General features: G+C 67.4%; 1 protein-coding gene (only partly in view). It reads right to left on the bottom strand.

Annotated features, from left to right (window positions below):
• Nucleotides 1-81: 81 nt before the first annotated feature.
• Nucleotides 82-18,464, bottom strand: partial view of a non-ribosomal peptide synthase/polyketide synthase gene (locus MJO58_RS12755; RefSeq protein ID WP_239723024.1) — the 3' portion only. 12,736 nt of this gene lie beyond the right edge of the window; the window shows 18,383 of its 31,119 coding nt (coding positions 12,737-31,119); its start codon lies off the right edge, out of view — the gene reads right to left on this strand; the stop codon is at nucleotides 82-84.

Genomic DNA, 18,464 nt, shown 5'->3' with positions numbered 1-18,464 from the left:
GTCGCGCACCGAGGGTGGCTTGGTGCGATGATCGCCGGCTCGGCCAGCGCGCCGAGGGTGATCCCGCCGGGTCGAGCGCCGTCAGCCGGCACGCTCGTCCTCATATTCGCCGTCGTTAGCTCGCGCTTCCAGCCGCACCTCTGACGAGAATCGGAGCTCAAGTTCGCCGCGTCGCAGTGCATGCCTGAGTTGGTCGACGTAATGGCTGACCGCTTCGGCGGCCAGCATGCCATCGTGTGTGCAGTCAGTCGGGTGCACGGCGATGCGGCCCGAAACGTAGGGCCGCCAACTTTGCGCAAGGTAGGCACTGCGATCGGCCCGATCGCGTACCGCGGAGAATATCGTGATATCGCCGTCGAATACACGCGGCGTATGCGCTCGATACAGCGCCACATTTTGATTCAGGTTGTGCACCAGCAGATCGAAAAACTCCTGATACCAAGAGATGTCGATCGCACTGAGGTCGCCTACCAGTTGTTCCATCTGCTCGTAGGTCAGCGACTCGTCGTGGTCTGCATCGAAATGGAGCCCCGGCATGATGAATGTGCTGTCCGGGCCGGGTTGGGCATCGAGAACAATCAGGCCAGCGATGATCCGACCGCGTCGCTGCAGCTCGATGGCGAGCTCGTGGGCGACCAGACCCCCGAAGGACCAGCCGAGAAGATTGCAAGGACCGGTGGGATGGATCTTTTCTATCCGGTCGGCATAGCGCTCGGCCATGTCGCGAATCGACCGCGGTTCGGCTTGGCTGCCCGTCCAGACCTGCTGAATTCCGGCGACTGGGCAGTCCAGGTAGCCGCTCAGCGCCTGATAGGACCAGCTCACTCCCCCGGCCGGGTGGACGCAGAACAAAGGTATGCCGGTGCCCGTGTTCAACGTCTGGATCGGAATCACCGCGTGTGCAACCGGTGTACGCGTCCCCAACTGCTGACTCAATGTTCGTACGGTCGGTGCCTCGAACACGCTGCGGACGGCAAGCCCGGCGTCCATCTTGGTGTTCACGGCCGCGATCAGTCGCATGGCCGAAATGCTGTCGCCGCCGAGGTCGAAGAAGGAGTCGTCGACCCCAACCCGCTCGGTACCGAGGACTTCGGCGTAAATGCCGGCGAGTGTTTCCTCGATGGGGTTGGCCGGAGCCCGGTATTCACCGACGCCGCCGTATTCGGGGGCCGGCAGCGCCCGGGTGTCCAGTTTGCCGTTGACCGTCAGCGGTAGCGATTCGAGTCCCAGCACCGCCACCGGGACCATGTAGCCCGGTAGCCGCTGTGCCAGCGCGGTACGCGCCTCGGCCGCGTCGGCGGTCCCGGTGATGTAGCCCACCAGGCGTTTGTCACCGGCGCGGTCCTCTCGGGCGATCACCACCGCCTGCTCGACATCGTCGAGCGCGGCCAGAGCGGCCTGGACCTCACCGAGTTCGATGCGATACCCGCGGATCTTGACCTGCTCATCGGCGCGCCCCAAGTAACGCAACTGGCCGTCGGCGCCCCAACACACCAGATCACCGGTGCGATACATGCGAGCGCCGGGCTCGCCGAACGGGCAGGCCACAAACCGGGATGCGGTCAGACCGCTTCGGCCCAAGTACCCGGCGCCCACTCCACCGCCGGCGACATACAACTCACCGACCACCCCGGCGGACACCGGGCGCAACCAGCCATCGAGCACGAATAGCGCCGCCCCCGGCACGGGCGACCCGATCGGCACGATGCTCGACTCCGGCGACTCACCGGCTAACGGCGCACTGATCGCCACACACATCGTGGTCTCGGTCGGGCCGTAGGCGTTGACCATGACCCGGCCCGGCGCCCACCGCTGGACTATCTCGATCGGGCAGGCCTCACCCGCCATCACCAGGGTCACCGACTCCAACTTCTCGGGCGACAACATCGCCACCGCCGACGGCGTCTGCGTGAGCACGCTCACCTCTTCGGCGACCAGCAGGGCGTGCAGGTGTTGTGGTGACCGCGTCACCGACTCGGGCACTATCACCAGACGCCCGCCACGCAACAGCGCACCGAAGATCTCCCACACCGCGACGTCGAAGGCATACGAGTGACTTTGCGTCCACACCCCGGGATGCGGCAGGCCCGCGTCCAGCGATCCCAGCAGCCGGGTCACGTTCTGGTGCGTGACCGCCACTCCCTTGGGCACTCCGGAAGTTCCCGAGGTGTAGATGATGTAGGCAATGCCATCGGCGGCCGGTGACGGCAACGGCGTGCTCGGTTGGGCGTGAACTCGTTGATCCTCGATGTCGATGATCGGCAATTCGCGCGAATCCAGCCGGGATCTCAGGCCGGCCGTGGTGATCGCAGCCACCGGCGCAGCGTCGGCGAGCATGAACCTGATTCGGGCAGGCGGCGCAGCGGGGTCGATCGGCAGATAAGCCGCTCCCGTCTTCAGCACGGCCAGGATCGCAAGGATCGCCTGCGGCGACCGGGAAAACAGCAGCGCCACAGCCTGTCCCGGGCGTGCGTGCTGATCCCTCAGCTGGTGCGCCAATCGGTTGGCGGCTTCGTCTACCTCCCGGTACGTCATGGACCGGGCGCCCCAACTGATCGCCACCGCGTCCGGCGTGCGTGCCACATGCTCGGCGAACAACGCCGGAATCGACATCGGCGTCGGAACCGGCTGGGTCAGCACCGCGCGGTGACCGATCTCGTCGAGACGGCGGTGCTCCTGCTCGTCGAGCGGGTCGATCGACGACAGCCGACGGCTCGGATCGGCGCTCATCGCCGCCAGTATCCGCTGCATCCGCGCGCCCAATGCGTCGATGGTGTACGCGTCGAAAACGTCCGAGTCGTACTCCACGCGCAGGCCCAACTCGGAGCCCGACATGGCGGCTTGCATCGTCAGCGGGTAGTGGTTGTGCTCGCTGACGCTGGCTTCGGTGATGGTCAATTCGTGCTCCGCCGACAGCGCGCGGGCGTCGATCGGATAGTTCTCGAAGCCGAAAAGGGTGTCGAACAGCATGTCGTGACCGGTGATTCGGTGAATTTCGTTGAGCGCCAGGTGTTGATGCTCGAGTGTGTGGTTGAAGGCGCCTTGCAACTGTTCGATCAGGACCGCGCTGGAGGTTGTCCCGGCGATGTTGGCCCGCACCGGGACGGTGTTGATGAGCAGGCCCACCATCGATTCGGCGCCGATCAGATCGGCCGGCCTACCCGAGACCGTGGTACCGAATGCGACGTCGTGCTGTCCGGTCATCCAGCACAGCAGTTGCGCCCAGGCCGCCTGCAGCACGATGTTGAGGGTCGTGTGGCATGAGCGTGCCAGCTGGCCGAGCCCGCGTGTCGTATCCGCCGGTACCGCAAACGATGTCACGCCCCGAGCGCCCAATTGCCGACGCTGCGGGGGGCCGACCAAGGTGGGAACGTCGAAGCCGGCCAGCACGTCGCGCCAGGCTGCGCGGGCCGCGTCGAGGTCTCGATCAGACAGCCAGTTGATGAAACGGCGATAGGGCGCGGCCGCGGGCAGTCGATGCCCGTAGTAGCCGGCGAAGATCTCCCCCAGCAGGATCGGCAGCGACCAGCCGTCGATCACGATGTGGTGCATGGTGAGCACCAACCGGTAGCGCTGCTCGGCGATGCGGATCAGCGCCACCCGCAGTGGCGGCTGCTCGGCGAGGTGGTAGACCGCGGCGCGCTCGGCTGCGCAGAGCCGCCGCAGCTGTTCGTCGAGTCCGGCTTCGCCGTCGAGTTCTGGTTCATGCAAGACCATTTCGGGCTCGGCCAAGATGACTTGCACCGCTTCGTCGAACTGTTGGGTGAACCTGGCCACCAGATGCGGGTGGCGGGTGACCACGGCGTGCATGGCGTCACGCAGGCGGCCCGCGTCGAGCGCACCGGCCACGGTGAACACGGCCTGTACGACATACAGATCGTCCCCGGTTGGCTGGGCGGTGTTGGCGTGGAACAGCAGCCCCTGCTGCAGCGGGGTCAACGGCAGCACGTCGACGATCCCGTAGGTGCGCTGCAACTCCTCGATCTGAGGCTGGCTCAAGCGGGCCGGGACGATGTCCGACGGGGTCAACCCACCGCCCCCGGATCGCACATGCGCGCAGATGCCAGCCAGGGCCTCGAACCACAACCGGCTCAGCGTGGTTACCTGCTCGCGCTCGACGGCCGAGGGCGCCCAGGTCCAATTGGCGTGCAGTTGCGGGCCGGTATCGGAGTCGACGGTGACGGCGTTGAGTTCCACGGTGTGCATCAACGGCATGGGCACCGCCGTCGTGACGCCGGTGATCGCCGCCCCGTCCTCGCTGACCCGCCACAACTCGCGGGATAGCTCGGCCGCCGAACCGCCCAGTCGCCCAAGATAATTGAACCCGATCGGCGGATCGACGCCATCGAGTTCGACGTCGTCGTTCAGGTAGCGCAGCAAGCCGTAGGTCAGGCCGTCCGGTAGCGCGCGCAGCTGCTCTTTGGCCTGCTTGATCATCTCGCCCAGCGCGGCGTCGCCCCCGATCACCTGCGCCCAGGTCAATCCGCCGACCGCAAGGGACACCGGATATTTGGTGGTGAACCACCCCACGGTGCGAGACAGGTCGACGTCGGCCAGCTCCTCATGGCGCCCGTGGCCCTCGACGTCGATAGTGATCGGCAACGCGTGGTCGGGCAGGAACTCCGCCCACGCCAACCCGAACGCGATCACCAGAATGTCCTGAACCCCGGTGTGGAACGCGGCGGGCACCTCACCAATCAGCATCCGAGTGGTCTCGGCATCAAGCTGCGCCGAGAGATGTCCCGCCGTCTCGTAGGTGTCCAGCCCGGGGCGCACCGCCGGCAGCGCGCCCGCCGCCGCGGCCACGTGTTGCCAGGCGGCCGCGTGCGCCGCTACCTCCGGGCGTCCGGCGTGCTCGGCGAGTAGCGACGCCCATCTCCGGAACGAAGTGCCGCCGGATGGCAACACCACCGGCTGTCCACCACGATGCTGGGCCCAGGCGATGTTCAAGTCCTCCAACAGAATTCGCCAAGAGACGCCGTCGACCGCGAGGTGATGAACGATGACCACCAACTGGCCGGTGGAGGACACCCACAGCGCACTGAGCATGACCCCGGCCGCCGGGTTCAACTGCGACCGCGCCTCCAGCAACGCCTCGTCGGACAACACCTGTACCGAGTGCAGGGATGCGCGCACATCCACCGCGCCCACCTCCGGCACCGTCAACGACCAACCCTTGGTGTCGTCGTCCACGCGCAGGCGCAGCATGGCATGGCGATCGACCAACGCTTGCAGGACAACTGCCACGTCGGTTTCGCTCGCGCCGGCGGGTGCCTGGATCACCATCGTCTGATTGAACTCGCTCACCGGTCCGTCGACGCTGTGCAGCCACCGCATGATCGGGGTCGCCGGCAGTTGGCCGACACCCTGATCGACGATGTCGTCGGCACTGGCCGCCTCGACCACCCGGGCCAGCCGCGCCACCGTCTGCTCCACGAAAATGTCGCGCGTCTTGCAGGCCAGGCCGACCGCCCGGGCCCGGGTCACCACCTGCATCGACGAAATGCTGTCCCCGCCAAGGTCGAAGAACGAGTCGTCCGCACCGACGCGCTCCAGCCCCAGCACGTCGGCGTAGATGCCGGCGAGGATCTCCTCCACCGCGCTGCCTGGGGCCCGGTACTCACCTGCGGCGTATTCGGGTACCGGCAAGGCACGGGCATCGAGCTTGCCGTTGACCGTCAACGGCAGCGCTTCCAGCACGACGACGGCGGCCGGGACCATGTAGGACGGCAGCCGTTCGGACAGCCGAGACCGAATCTCGGATGGATCGGCCGAACCCGTCACGTAGCCGACCAGTCGCACGGCGGCGGGATGGTCTTCGCGGGCCACCACCACGGCCTGATCCACGCCATCGAGTGCCGAAAGGGCGGCCTGGATTTCGCCGAGTTCGATGCGGTAACCGCGGATCTTGACCTGATCGTCGGCGCGTCCCAGGTATTGCAGCTGCCCGTCGGCACCCCAGCAGACCAGGTCCCCGGTCCGATACATCCGTGCTCCGGGGACTCCGAACGGGCACGCCACGAACCGCGATGCGCTCAGCCCAGCGCGCCGCCAATACCCTTCTGCCACACCGGAACCGGCGAGGTATAGCTCACCGACCACACCGGCGGGCACCGGTCGCAACCACGCATCGAGCACGAACGCGGCGGCCCCCGGTACCGGCGAGCCGATCGGTACCACACCCGATCCCGGTGTCAGCGGTGCGCTGATCGCGGCGTAGACCGTGGCCTCGGTCGGGCCATAGGCATTGAGCATCGCGTGCCCCGGCGCCCAGCGCTCGACCAACTCGGCCGGACACGCCTCGCCGGCGACCACCAGGATTGTCGCGTCCAGCCCGTCCAATGCGAGCATCCCGGCCGCAGAAGGCGTCTGGCTCAGCACGGTGACCTGCTCGGCAACCAGCAACGCATGGAAATCCTGCGGCGAGCGGGCCACCTCGTCGGACACTACGACCAGCCGACCACCGTGCAGCAGGGCGCCGAAGATCTCCCACACCGAGACGTCGAAGGCCAGTGAATGCCATTGCGACCACACACCGGTCGGGTCTACGCGGGTATCGAGTGCGTCGAACAGCCGGGTCACACTGCGATGGCTGACGGCAACGCCTTTCGGTGTGCCGGTGGTGCCCGAGGTGTAGATCAGGTACGCGAGGTCATCCGGACCCGGCCCCGGCACGCCGCTGCCGGGCTCGGTGTCAGCCGCGTCATCGAAGTCGATGACCGGCACCCCATACCCGTCGAGCCGTGGGCGCAGGTCCGCAGTGGTGAGCACGGCGACCGGCGAAGCGTCGGCGAGCATGAACCGCACCCGCGCCTCGGGCAGTCCCGCGTCGATGGGCAGGTAGGCCGCCCCGGACTTGAGCACTGCGAGCAACGAGATAATCGCCTCTGCGGATCGTGAGAATAACAGCGCCACAAAGGAACCCGGTCCTGCCCCGTGGCCGGCCAACACGTGCGCCAGCCGGTTCGACACCTCGTCGAGTTCGCGATACGTCCACCGGCGCTCGCCCCAGCTCAGCGCCTCGGCCTCGGGAGTGCGCGCGGCTTGCGCGGCGAACGACGAGGGAATCGACGCCGGCGCACTGGCCGGCCCGGTCAGCGCCGCGCGGTTGCCGATCTGAGCCAGACGCGCATGCTCGGTCGCATCAAGTAATTCCACCGCCGACAACGCCTGCGCGGCATCGGTCGTCATCGCCACCAACACCCGGTACAGCCGCTGGGTGAGCGTCTGGATGCTGTGAGCGTCAAACACATCGGTGCGGAATTCCACCCTGCCGCCGATCCCGGCGGCCTCACCGGCCTCGGTCCAGCGTTCGGCTAACGAGAACGTCAGATCCATTCGCGCCGACTGGGTATCCACCGGCCTCGGCGTAACCTGAACGTCGCCCAGGGCCGGGCTGGCCGCGGAGTCGGCGCCGTGCCCGGGAAGGTTCTGCCAGGCCAGCATCACCTGGACCAGGGGATGATGACCCAACGACCGGGTGGGGTTGAGCCGCTCGACCAGCAGCTCGAAAGGCACGTCCTGATGCTCGTAGGCGGCCAGGCTGCGCTGGCGCACCTGAGCCAGCACGTCGGCGAAGCTGGGATCACCGGCGACGTCGACCCGGAGCACCAACGTGTTGACGAAGAAGCCAACCAGATCGTCGAGCGCGGGGTCTCGCCGTCCGGCGATCGGGAAGCCTACCGCCACATCGGAACTGGCGCTGATCTTGGACAGCAGCACCGCCAGCGCCGCCTGCATCACCATAAAGCTGGTCGCGTTGTGCTGACGAGCCAGGGCGACGACTCCCCGCTGCAACTCTGCCGGCCACTCGACGTCCACACTCGCGCCGCGCTGATCGGCGACCAGCGGGTAGGGACGATCGGTCGGAAGTTGCAGCCGTTCGGGCAATCCGGAGAGCGTCCGCGTCCAGTAGGCCAATTGCGCGGCGAGCAGGCTGTCGTCGTCGTCGAGGTCACCGAAATGTGCGCGCTGCCAAAGGGTGTAGTCGACATACTGCACCGGCAATTCGGCCCATCCCGGGGCCTGGCCGGCACACCGGCTGGCGTAGGCGACACCCAGGTCGCGCACCAGTGGGGTGATCGACCAGCCGTCGGCGGCGATATGGTGCACCACCGCGGCCAGCACATGCTCGCGGTCACCGATCCGGAACAGGATTGCTCGCAAGGGAATCTCGGTAGCCAGGTCAAACGTGTGGCGGGTGACCGTGTCGATGGACTCGTCGAGCTGGCGCGTCGACCATGTGCCGGCATCGATCACCTCCCACCCGAAACTGGCTTGCGCGGTGGGGACTACCACTTGCTGCGGCAGACCGTCGGGGGCCACGAACAGCGTCCGCAGGCTTTCGTGGCGGGCCACGACGTCGGTCAGCGCGGTTCCCAACGCGTCGGCATCGAGCGGCCCCTCCAGCCGCAGCGCGGTCGCGACGTTGTAAACCGGTGAGGGACCGTGCAATTGGTCGATGAACCACAACCGATGTTGGGCAAAGGACAGGGGCAACACCGTGGGCCGCGGACCGGCAACCAACGGCTGCAGCCGTCTCACCCCCGCGCCAATCCGCGGCGCAAGTTCGGCGACCGTGGGCGACTCGAAGACGACCCGCACCGCGAGGTCGGATTGCAGGCTGGTGTTGATCGCGGCGATCAGACGCATCGCCGAAATGCTGTCCCCGCCAAGGTCGAAGAACGAGTCGTCTACGCCGACGCGCTCGACACCGAGCACCTGGGCATAGATGCCGGCCACGATCTCTTCGGTGGGGCTTGCCGGGGCTCGATATCCGGCGGCGGCGTATTCGGGTGCCGGCAGGGCGCGGGTGTCGAGCTTCCCGTTGACCGTCAATGGCAGCTCCGGCACGACCACTACCGCAGCGGGCACCATGTAGGACGGCAGCAGCTCGGCCAATCGGGTCCGTGTCTGGGCGGGGTCGGCCACGCCGGTGACGTAGCTGACCAAACGCTTGTCGCCCGGCCGGTCTTCGCGGGCGATCACCGCTGCCTGCTCGACGCCGTCGATATCGGCCAGGGCCGCTTGGATTTCGCCGAGTTCGATGCGGTAGCCACGAATCTTGACCTGCTCATCCGCGCGGCCTACATAGTGCAGTTGTCCCTCGGAGCCCCAGCGCACCAGGTCCCCGGTGCGGTACATCCGCGCGCCGGGCTCGCCGAACGGGCAGGCCACAAAACGCGAAGCACTCAACGAACTCCGGCGCACATACCCGGCGCCGACGCCGCGTCCGGCCACATACAACTCCCCGACCACTCCGGCGGGCACCGGGCGCAGCCAGCCATCCAGCACGAACAACGCGGCACCAGGCACCGGCGAACCGATCGGCGGCGTCCCCGACTCCGCCGTGAGCGGTGCGCTGACGGAGGCGAATATCGTTGTCTCGGTGGGTCCGTAAACGTTGAACAGTTTCCGTCCGGATGCCCAGCGATCCACCAGCTCTGCGGACAACGGCTCGGCCCCGACGACCAACGCGGCCCCGTCCAGACCCTCGGGCGACAGATTCCGCACCGCGGACGGGGTTTGACTGAAGACCGTTACCTTCTCGGCGACCAGCAGGGCATGGAAGTCCTTTGGTGAGCGGGCCACCGACTCCGGCACCACTACCAGGCGTCCGCCGTGCAGCAGTGCACCCCAGATCTCCCAGACCGAGAAATCGAATGCGTAGGAGTGGAACTGGGTCCACACCTGTTGCGACCCGAACTCCACGCCGACCGGCGACTCGAACAACCGAGTCACGTTGTGGTGACTGACCGCCATGCCCTTGGGCTTACCGGTAGTGCCCGAGGTGTAGATGATGTGGGCGAGGTCATCCGGCAGCGGGCCCGGGGGCGCGGTGCAGGGTTGGGCGTGCACGGCCGGATCGTCGACGTCGATGACCACCAACTGCTGTCCGTCGAATCTGTCGACGAACGCGGTGGCGGTGATCGCAGCGATCGGGCGGGCGTCGTCCAGCATGAAAGCGATCCGGGCTGCCGGGTGCGCGGGATCGATCGGCAGGTAGGCCGCACCGGTTTTCAGCACGGCCAGTATCGCCGCGATCGCCTCGGCAGACCGGGTGAATAGCAGAGCCACCGATTCACCCGGACAAACCCCACGGGCAATCATCAAGTGCGCCAGCCGGTTCGAAGCCTCGTCCAGCTCTTGGTAGGTCACCGACCGACCCCGGCAGGTAATCGCCTCCGCGTCGGGAGTACGGGCCACCCACTGGGCGAACAGCGCCGGGATGGACGCGCCGGTCGCTGGCCTGGCCAGCACCGCCCGGTCGCCCCATCGGTCCAGCTGGGCGTGTTCGGCGGTGTCCAGCACGTCCATCGACGACAGACACCGCCGCGGGTCTGTGGTCATCGCGGCGAGCACGCGCCGCAATCGCCCGATCAGCGTTTCGATCGCGTGCGCGTCGAACACATCGGTGTCGAATTCGACGCGCAGGCGCAGCTCGTGGCCCGGCTGGGCTTGCACCGTCAACGGGTAGTGGGTGGACTCGCGGGTGGTGATGCCGGTGATGTTCAGCTCGTGATCGCCCAGCAACGCGCCGGTGTCGATCGGATAGTTCTCGAACGCGAACAGGGTGTCGAAAAGGTTGTCTTGAGCGGTGATTCGATGAATTTCGGTGAGCGCCAGGTGCTGGTGCTCGAGCGTGTCGTTGTAGGCACCTTGAAGTTGGTTCAACAAATCGGCGGTGGTGGTCGCGGCGGTGATACGCGCGCGCACCGGCACGGTATTGATCATCAGACCGACCATCGAGTCGGCGCCGACCAGATCGGCAGGCCTACCCGAGACTGTGGTACCGAAGACGACGTCGTTATGTCCGGTCATCCAGCACAGCAGCTGTGCGAAGGCTCCTTGCAGCACGGTGTTGACGGTGGTGTGGCACGAGCGCGCGAGCTCGCCGATCGCGCGGCTGAGATCGGCCGGCAATGCGGTTGTTTCGACACCCTGCTGCCCCCGTTTGCGACGATCTTGTGGGCCCACCAACGTCGGCGTGTCAAAGCCGGCTAACAGCGCGGACCAGGCCGTGCGGGCGGCGTCGAGGTCGCGCTCGGCCAGCCAGGAGACGAAAGTGCGGTAGGGCGCCGCGGCGGGCAACCGCTGCCCGTAGTAGCCGGCGAAGATCTCCCCCAGCAGAATCGGCATCGACCAGCCGTCGAGCACGATGTGGTGATTGGTCAGCACCAACCGGTGCCGATCGGCGGCGGTACGGATCAAAGCCACCCGGAACGGGGGCTGATCGCCGAGTTCGCACACCGCGGACCGCTCTGCGGCACAGAGCATTTCGATCTCCGGGTCGAGATCGAGCTCGAGGTAGCGCCAAGACGCAACTGGGTCGGCGGGAATAACTTGTACCGACTCGTCGAACTGGTCGCAGAAGCGCGCCACCAGATGCGGGTGTCGGCTGACGACCGTCTGCACGGCCGCGCGCAGGCGATCCGGGTCGAGCGGTCCGGTCACGCTGATGTCCAGTTGTCCCGCATACAGGTCGTCACCGGCGTGCGCGGTGTTCGCATGGAACAGCAGGCCCTGCTGCACCGGGGTCAGTGCCAGCACGTCGGCGATTCGGTGATGCCGCTGCAACTCGTCGATTTGCTGTTGGCTCAAGCGGGCCGGGACGATGTCCGACGGGGTCAACCCGCCGCCGCCACAGCGCACGTGCGCGCAGATACCGGCCAGGGCCTCGAACCACAGCCCGCTCAACCGACTGACGTGTTCGGGATCAAGTGCCGAGGGCGCCCACGTCCAATTCGCGTGCAGGCGAGGGCCGGTGTCAGTGTCGACGGTGGCGGCGCTGAGCCCCAGGGTGTGCATCAGCGGCATCGAAATGGCCGAGGCCGCGGCGGTCGCCGCCCAGCCGTCCTGCACAGGTCGCCACATCTGCTCGGAGAGCGCGGCCACACCGCCCTGGCGCCCCAGGTAATTGAATCCGATCGGGGGGTCGGCGCCGTCCAGATCGACGTCGTCGTTCAGATAGCGCAGCAGCCCGTAGGTCAGACCGTCGGGAAGGGCGCGCAGCTGTTCCTTGGCATGCTTGAGCGCAGCGCCGAGCGCCGCATCGCCGGCGGCCACGTGCGCCCAGGACAGTTCCTGGACCGTCAGCGACACCGGGTATTTGGTGGTAAACCACCCGACGGTGCGGGACAGGTCGACGTCGGCCAACTCCTCGTGACGGCCGTGGCCCTCGACGTCGATACCGATCGGCGCGTCGTGGTTGCCGAGGAATTCGGCCACCGCCAAGGCCAGTGCGATCAACAGAATGTCGTCGATCCCGGCGTGGAACGCGGCGGGCACGTCAGCCAGCAGCGTCCGGGTGGTCTCGACGTCCAGCTCCGCCGAGAGGTGCCCGGCGCTCTGGTAGGTATCGACGCCGGCCTGCACGGCGGGCAACGCAGCCGGAGTCGCGGCCACGGCCTGCCAGCTGGCCGCGTGCGCCGTGATATCGGGGTGTCGGGCGTGCTCGGTGAGCAGTGCAGCCCACCTCTGGAACGACGTGCCGCCGGGCGGCAGCGCCACCGGCTGCCCGCCCTGGTGCTGAGCCCAGGCGATGTTCAAGTCCTCCAACAGGATTCGCCAGGACACGCCGTCGACGGCCAGGTGGTGAATGATCACCACCAACTGGCTGGTGGAGGTAACCCACAACGCGCTGAGCATGATCCCGGCGGCCGGATCCAGCAGGGACCGTGCCGCCACCAACGCCGCGTCGGTCAACACATCCACCGACCGCAGGCGTGCGCGTGCGTCTACCGCGCCTGCCGCGGGCACCGTCAGCGCCCAGGCGTCGTCGATGCGCGCCCGCAGCATGGGATGCCGATCCACCAACGCCTGCAACACAGTTGCGACATCGGGCTCGCACACCCCGGCGGGCGCCTGCACCACCACCGTCTGGTTGAACTGGTCCACCGGGCCGTCCACGCTGTGCAGCCACCGCATGATCGGGGTTGGGGGCAGTTCCCCTACGCCCTCGTCGATCACATCGTCGTCGCTGACCAGGCAGGCTACCCGCGCCAGCCGCGCCACGGTCTGCTCCACGAAAATATCGCGGGTCTTGCAGACCAGACCGGCCGCCCGGGCCCGGGTCACCACCTGCATCGACGAAATACTGTCCCCGCCAAGGTCGAAGAACGAATCGTCTACGCCGACGCGCTGTAGCCCGAGCACCTCGGCGTAAATGCCGGCCAAGATCTCCTCGACGGCGGTGTCGGGCGCACGATATTCGCCGGAGCCGTATTCCGGCGCAGGCAGGGCGCGAATGTCGAGTTTTCCATTGGCGGTCAGCGGAAGCGTCTCGATCGGCACCACCGCGGCCGGAATCATGTACGACGGCAGCCGCTCAGCCAGCGCCGCACGCACACCGGCCGCGTCGGCGTCGCCGGTGACATACCCCACGAGGCGCTTTTCGCCGGGGCGGTCCGCACGGGCAACCACGACGGCCTGCTGCACGCCATCCACGTTGGCCAGCGCCGCCTGAACCTCCCCGAGTTCGATCCGATAACCACGGATCTTGACCTGCTCGTCGGCACGGCCCAGGTATTGCAGCTGCCCGTCGGCACCCCAGCACACCAGGTCTCCGGTCCGATACATCCGGGCCCCGGCCGCCCCGAACGGGCACGCCACAAACCGCGCTGCCGTCAATGAGGCACGCTGCCAATACCCCACTGCCACACCGGAACCGGCGACATACAATTCGCCGACCACGCCGGCCGGGACCGGACGCAGCCATTTGTCGAGTACGAAAAGCGCAGCGCCCGGCACCGGTGAGCCGATCGGCACGACATCGGATCCCGCGGCCAGCGGTGCGCTGACGGCCGCATAGACCGTCGCCTCGGTCGGGCCGTAGGCGTTGACCATGATCCGGCCCGGCGCCCAGCGCTCGACCAGCTCGGCCGGACACGCCTCACCGGCCACCACCAATGCCGTGACGTCGAGCCCCTCGGGCGACAACATCCCTGCCGCCGAGGGAGTTTGGCTCAGCACGTTGACGTGCTCGGCGACCAGCAACGCGTGGAAGTCTTCCGGTGAGCGCGCCACCGACTCCGGCACCACGACCAGTCGGCCGCCGTGCAACAGGGCACCGAAGATCTCCCATACCGAGACGTCAAAGGCCAGCGAATGCCATTGCGACCACACCCCGCCGAAGGGTGGTTCCGAAGCCATGCCGGTGAGCAGCTGTGCGGCGTTGCGGTGGCTGACCGCAACACCTTTGGGGACACCGGTGGTGCCGGAGGTGTAGATCAAGTACGCGATATCGTCGGCGGCGGGTGCGGGCAGCGCGATACTTGGGTGCCCCTGCAACCCGGGGGCCTCGGCATCGATGATCGCGACACCGTGCCCGTCGAGCCGGTCTGCCAGCGCAGCGGTAGTGATCACCGCAACCGGCGTCGCGTCGGCCAACACGAATCCGATGCGGGCGGCCGGCAGTGCTGGATCGATCGGCAGGTAGGCTGCCCCCGATTTCAGCACCGCGATGATCGCTACGATCGCCTCGGTGGATCGCGAAAGCAGCAACGCCACAGACGAACCCGGTTTCGCCCCATGACCGACCAACAACTCCGCCATGCGGTTGGAGGTCTCGTCGAGCTCTCGGTAGGTCATCGATCGGCCGTCGCAGGTGACGGCCACGCCGTCCGGGGTGCGGCCGACCTGTTCGGCGAACAGCACCGGAATCGACGGCGTCGCGGTCGCCGGCTGGGTCAACACCGCCCGGTTTCCGAGTTCATCGAGCCGACGGTGCTCGGTCGCGTCCAGCAGGTCAACAGCCGACAACGCCTGCGTGGGATCGGCCGTGATCGCCATCAGCATCCGCCGCAACCGTTCGGTCAGCAGCGCGATGGTGCCGGCGTCGAACACATCGGAGCGGAATTCCACCGTTCCGCCGATGCCGGCGGGTTCACCGGCGTCGGTCCACCGTTCGCCCAGCGACAGGGTCAGATCCATCCGGGCCGTCTGGGTATCCACCGGCATCGGGGTGACCCGAACATCGCCCAGCGCCAACCCGGCTGTGGGGTCGTCGCTTTGCCCGGGCAGGTTCTGCCAGGCCAATAGCACCTGCACGAGCGGATGATGGGCCAGGGACCGGGTCGGGTTGAGCCGCTCGACCAGCACCTCGAATGGCACATCTTGATGTTCGTAGGCGGCCAGGCTGCGCTGTTGCACCTGGGCCAGCAGTTCGACGAAGGTGGGATCCCCGGACACATCGACGCGCAGCACCAGGGTGTTGACGAAGAAGCCGACCAGATCGTCGAGCGCGGAGTCGCGTCGTCCGGCGATCGGGAAGCCTACCGCCACATCGGAACTCGCGCTGAGCGTGGACAGCAACGCCGCCAGTGCGGCCTGCACCACCATGAACGTGGTCGCGTTGTGCGCACGGGCCAACCGGTCAACCCGCACTTGCAACTCCGCCGGCCAGCGCACGTCCACCGTGGCGCCGCGCTGATCGGCCACGACCGGGTAGGGCCGATCGGTCGGTAACTGCAGCCGCTCGGGCAGGCCCGCAAGTGTCTTCTCCCAGAAGGCGATCTGTGTCGCAATGGGGCCATCTCGGTCGTCGAGATGGCCGAATTGTGCGCGCTGCCAGAGCGTGTAGTCGACGTACTGCACCGGCAGATCAGCCCACTGCGGGCACTGCCCGGCGCAGCGGGCAGCGTAGGCCACACCGATGTCGCGGGCCAGCGGAGTGATCGACCAGCCGTCGGCGGCGATATGGTGCACCACGGCCACCAGTACATGCTCTTCCTGGGCGATGCGGAACAGCCTGGCGCGCAACGGTATTTCGGTCTCCACGTTGAACGTGTAGCGCGTCGCGGCGTCGACCGCCTCGTCACGCCGGGCCGCCGGCCATTCGCTGGCGTCGACGATCTGCCAGTCCACCTGGGCGCGATCGACGGGCACCACGACTTGCTGCGGTGTTCCCTCGGGGGCAATGAACAAGGTTCGCAGGCTTTCGTGGCGGGTCACGACATCGGTCAGTGCGGCACCCAACGCCTGCGCGTCGAGCGGCCCGTCCAGGCGCAACGCGACGGCCATGTTGTAGATCGCCGAGGGTCCTTGCAGCTGCTCGAGAAACCACAACCGGCTCTGCGCGAACGACAATGGAATCGCCGCCGGTCGCTCGACCGCTACCAGCGGCTCGAGCCAACTGGTCCCCTCATTCAGCCGGGTCGCCAACTGGGAGACGGTGGGCGACTCGAATACGGTGCGCACCACGAGGGCGGCACTGAGGGTGGTGTTGATCGCGGCGATCACCCGCATCGCCGAAATGCTGTCCCCACCAAGGTCGAAGAACGAGTCGTCGACCCCGACTCGCTCGACGCCGAGCACTTGGGCGTAAATGCCGGCCAGGATCTCCTCGACGGCATTGCCCGGCGCCCGGTATACCCCGGCGGTGTATTCGGGCGTCGGGAGGGCGCGGGTGTCGAGTTTCCCGTTGGATGTCAGCGGCAGCTCCGGCAACACCATCACTGCGGACGGCACCATGTAGGCGGGCAGCCGTTCGCCCAGCGCCGCGCGTGCCTGCGCCGGATCGATCGTCCCGGTGAGATACCCGACCAGGCGCACGGCGTCGGGGCGGTCCTGGCGGGCGATCACCACCGCCTGCTGCACGCCGTCCAGGCGGGCCAGCGCCGTCTGCACCTCGCCGAGCTCGATGCGGTAGCCGCGAATCTTGACCTGCTCGTCCGCGCGGCCCAGGTACTGCAGCTGGCCGTCGGCACCCCACCGCACCAGGTCCCCGGTGCGGTACATGCGTGTGCCCGGCTGACCGAACGGGCATGCCACGAACCGGGATGCCGTCAGCTCGGCGCGGCCGATGTACCCGGCCGCGAGCCCACCACCCGCCACGTACAACTCTCCGACCACCCCCGGTAACACCGGCCGCAGCCACTCGTCGAGCACGAACAGCGCCGCGCCCGGCACCGGCGACCCGATCGGCACCACCGCCTCGCCCGCTGCCAGCGGGGCGCTGATCGCCACGCACATCGTCGTCTCGGTCGGGCCGTAGGCATTGACCATCACCCGCCCCGGTGCCCAGCGGTCCACCACTTCGGTGGGGCAGGCCTCGCCGGCCATCACCACCGCCACCGATTCCAAGCCGTCCGTGGCGAGCACACCCACCGCGGAGGGAGTTTGGGTGAGAACCGTGACGCCTTCGTTGACGAGCAGCGTGTGGAACTCCTCGGGTGAACGGGTCACCGCTTCGGGAACCACCACGAGCCGTCCACCGCGCAGCAGCGCACCGAAGATCTCCCACACCGAGACGTCGAAGGCCAGGGAGTGGCTTTGCGTCCACACCCCGGGTACCGGCAAACCGGCATTCAACGACGCCAGCAGCTGGGTCACGTTGTGATGCGTGACCGCAGTACCTTTCGGGGTTCCGGTGGTGCCGGAGGTGTAGATCAGATAGGCGATGTCGTCGATGTTCGGCGCCGGCAAGGCCGTGCCGGGTTGGGTGTGCACCGCGGGATCGTCGACGTCGACGACGGCCACGCCATGTCCGTCGACCCGGTCGGCCAGGTCCGCGGTGGTGACTACTGCCACCGGCTCGGCATCGGCGAGCAAGAATTCGATCCGGGCGTCCGGTACCCCGGGGTCGATCGGAAGGTAGGCCGCGCCCGTCTTCAGTACGGCCACGATCGCCGCGACCGCTTCGGCCGAGCGTGAGGACAGCACTGCCACGCAGCAACCCGGGCCCGCGCCGTACTCAATCAGCAAGTGCGCCAGCCGGTTCGATACATCATCCAATTCGCGGTACGTCACCGACCGGCCACCGCAAACCAGTGCCACGGCGTTAGGCGCCAAAGTCACCTGCTCGGTGAACAACGCCGGGATCGACACCGCGGCGGCTGGCGGCGCAGCCAGCACGGCGCGATTGCCGAATTCGTCCAGCCGGGCATGCTCGGCGGCATCCAGAAGATCCACCGCGGACAAGGTCTGAGCGGGAGCGGCCGTCATCGCGACCAGTACCGCACGCAGCCGCTCGCTCCACACCTCGATGGTGTGGGCGTCGTACACGTCGGTGCGGAATTCCACCTTCCCGCCGATCCCGGCGGGTTCACCGCCCTCGCCCCAACGTTCGGCCAGCGAGAACACCAAATCCATGCGGGCGGACTCGGCGCCGATCGGCACCGACGACACCTCAAGGCCCGGCAGCGCCAACCCGGCCGCCGGGTCGTCATGCCCGGCGAAGTTCTGCCAGGCCAACATGACCTGCACCAGCGGATGATGTGTCAGGGATCGCGTCGGGTTGAGCCGCTCCACCAGTAGCTCGAACGGCACATCCTGGTGCTCGAAAGCCGCCAAGCTGCCCGCCCGAACGCGGGCGAGCAGTTCGGCAAAACTGGGATCCCCGGCGAGGTCGACACGCAACACCAAGGTGTTGACGAAGAACCCGACCAATTGATCCAACGCAGGATCACGCCGCCCGGCGATCGGGAAGCCCACCGCCACATCGGAACTGGCGCTGAGCTTCCACA

The organism is Mycobacterium lentiflavum (assembly GCF_022374895.2).
In the GTDB taxonomy this organism is placed as follows: Bacteria; Actinomycetota; Actinomycetes; order Mycobacteriales; family Mycobacteriaceae; genus Mycobacterium; species Mycobacterium lentiflavum.
Note: the sequence above shows the minus strand (reverse complement) of the source record. Positions and strands in the feature narration are given on the sequence as shown.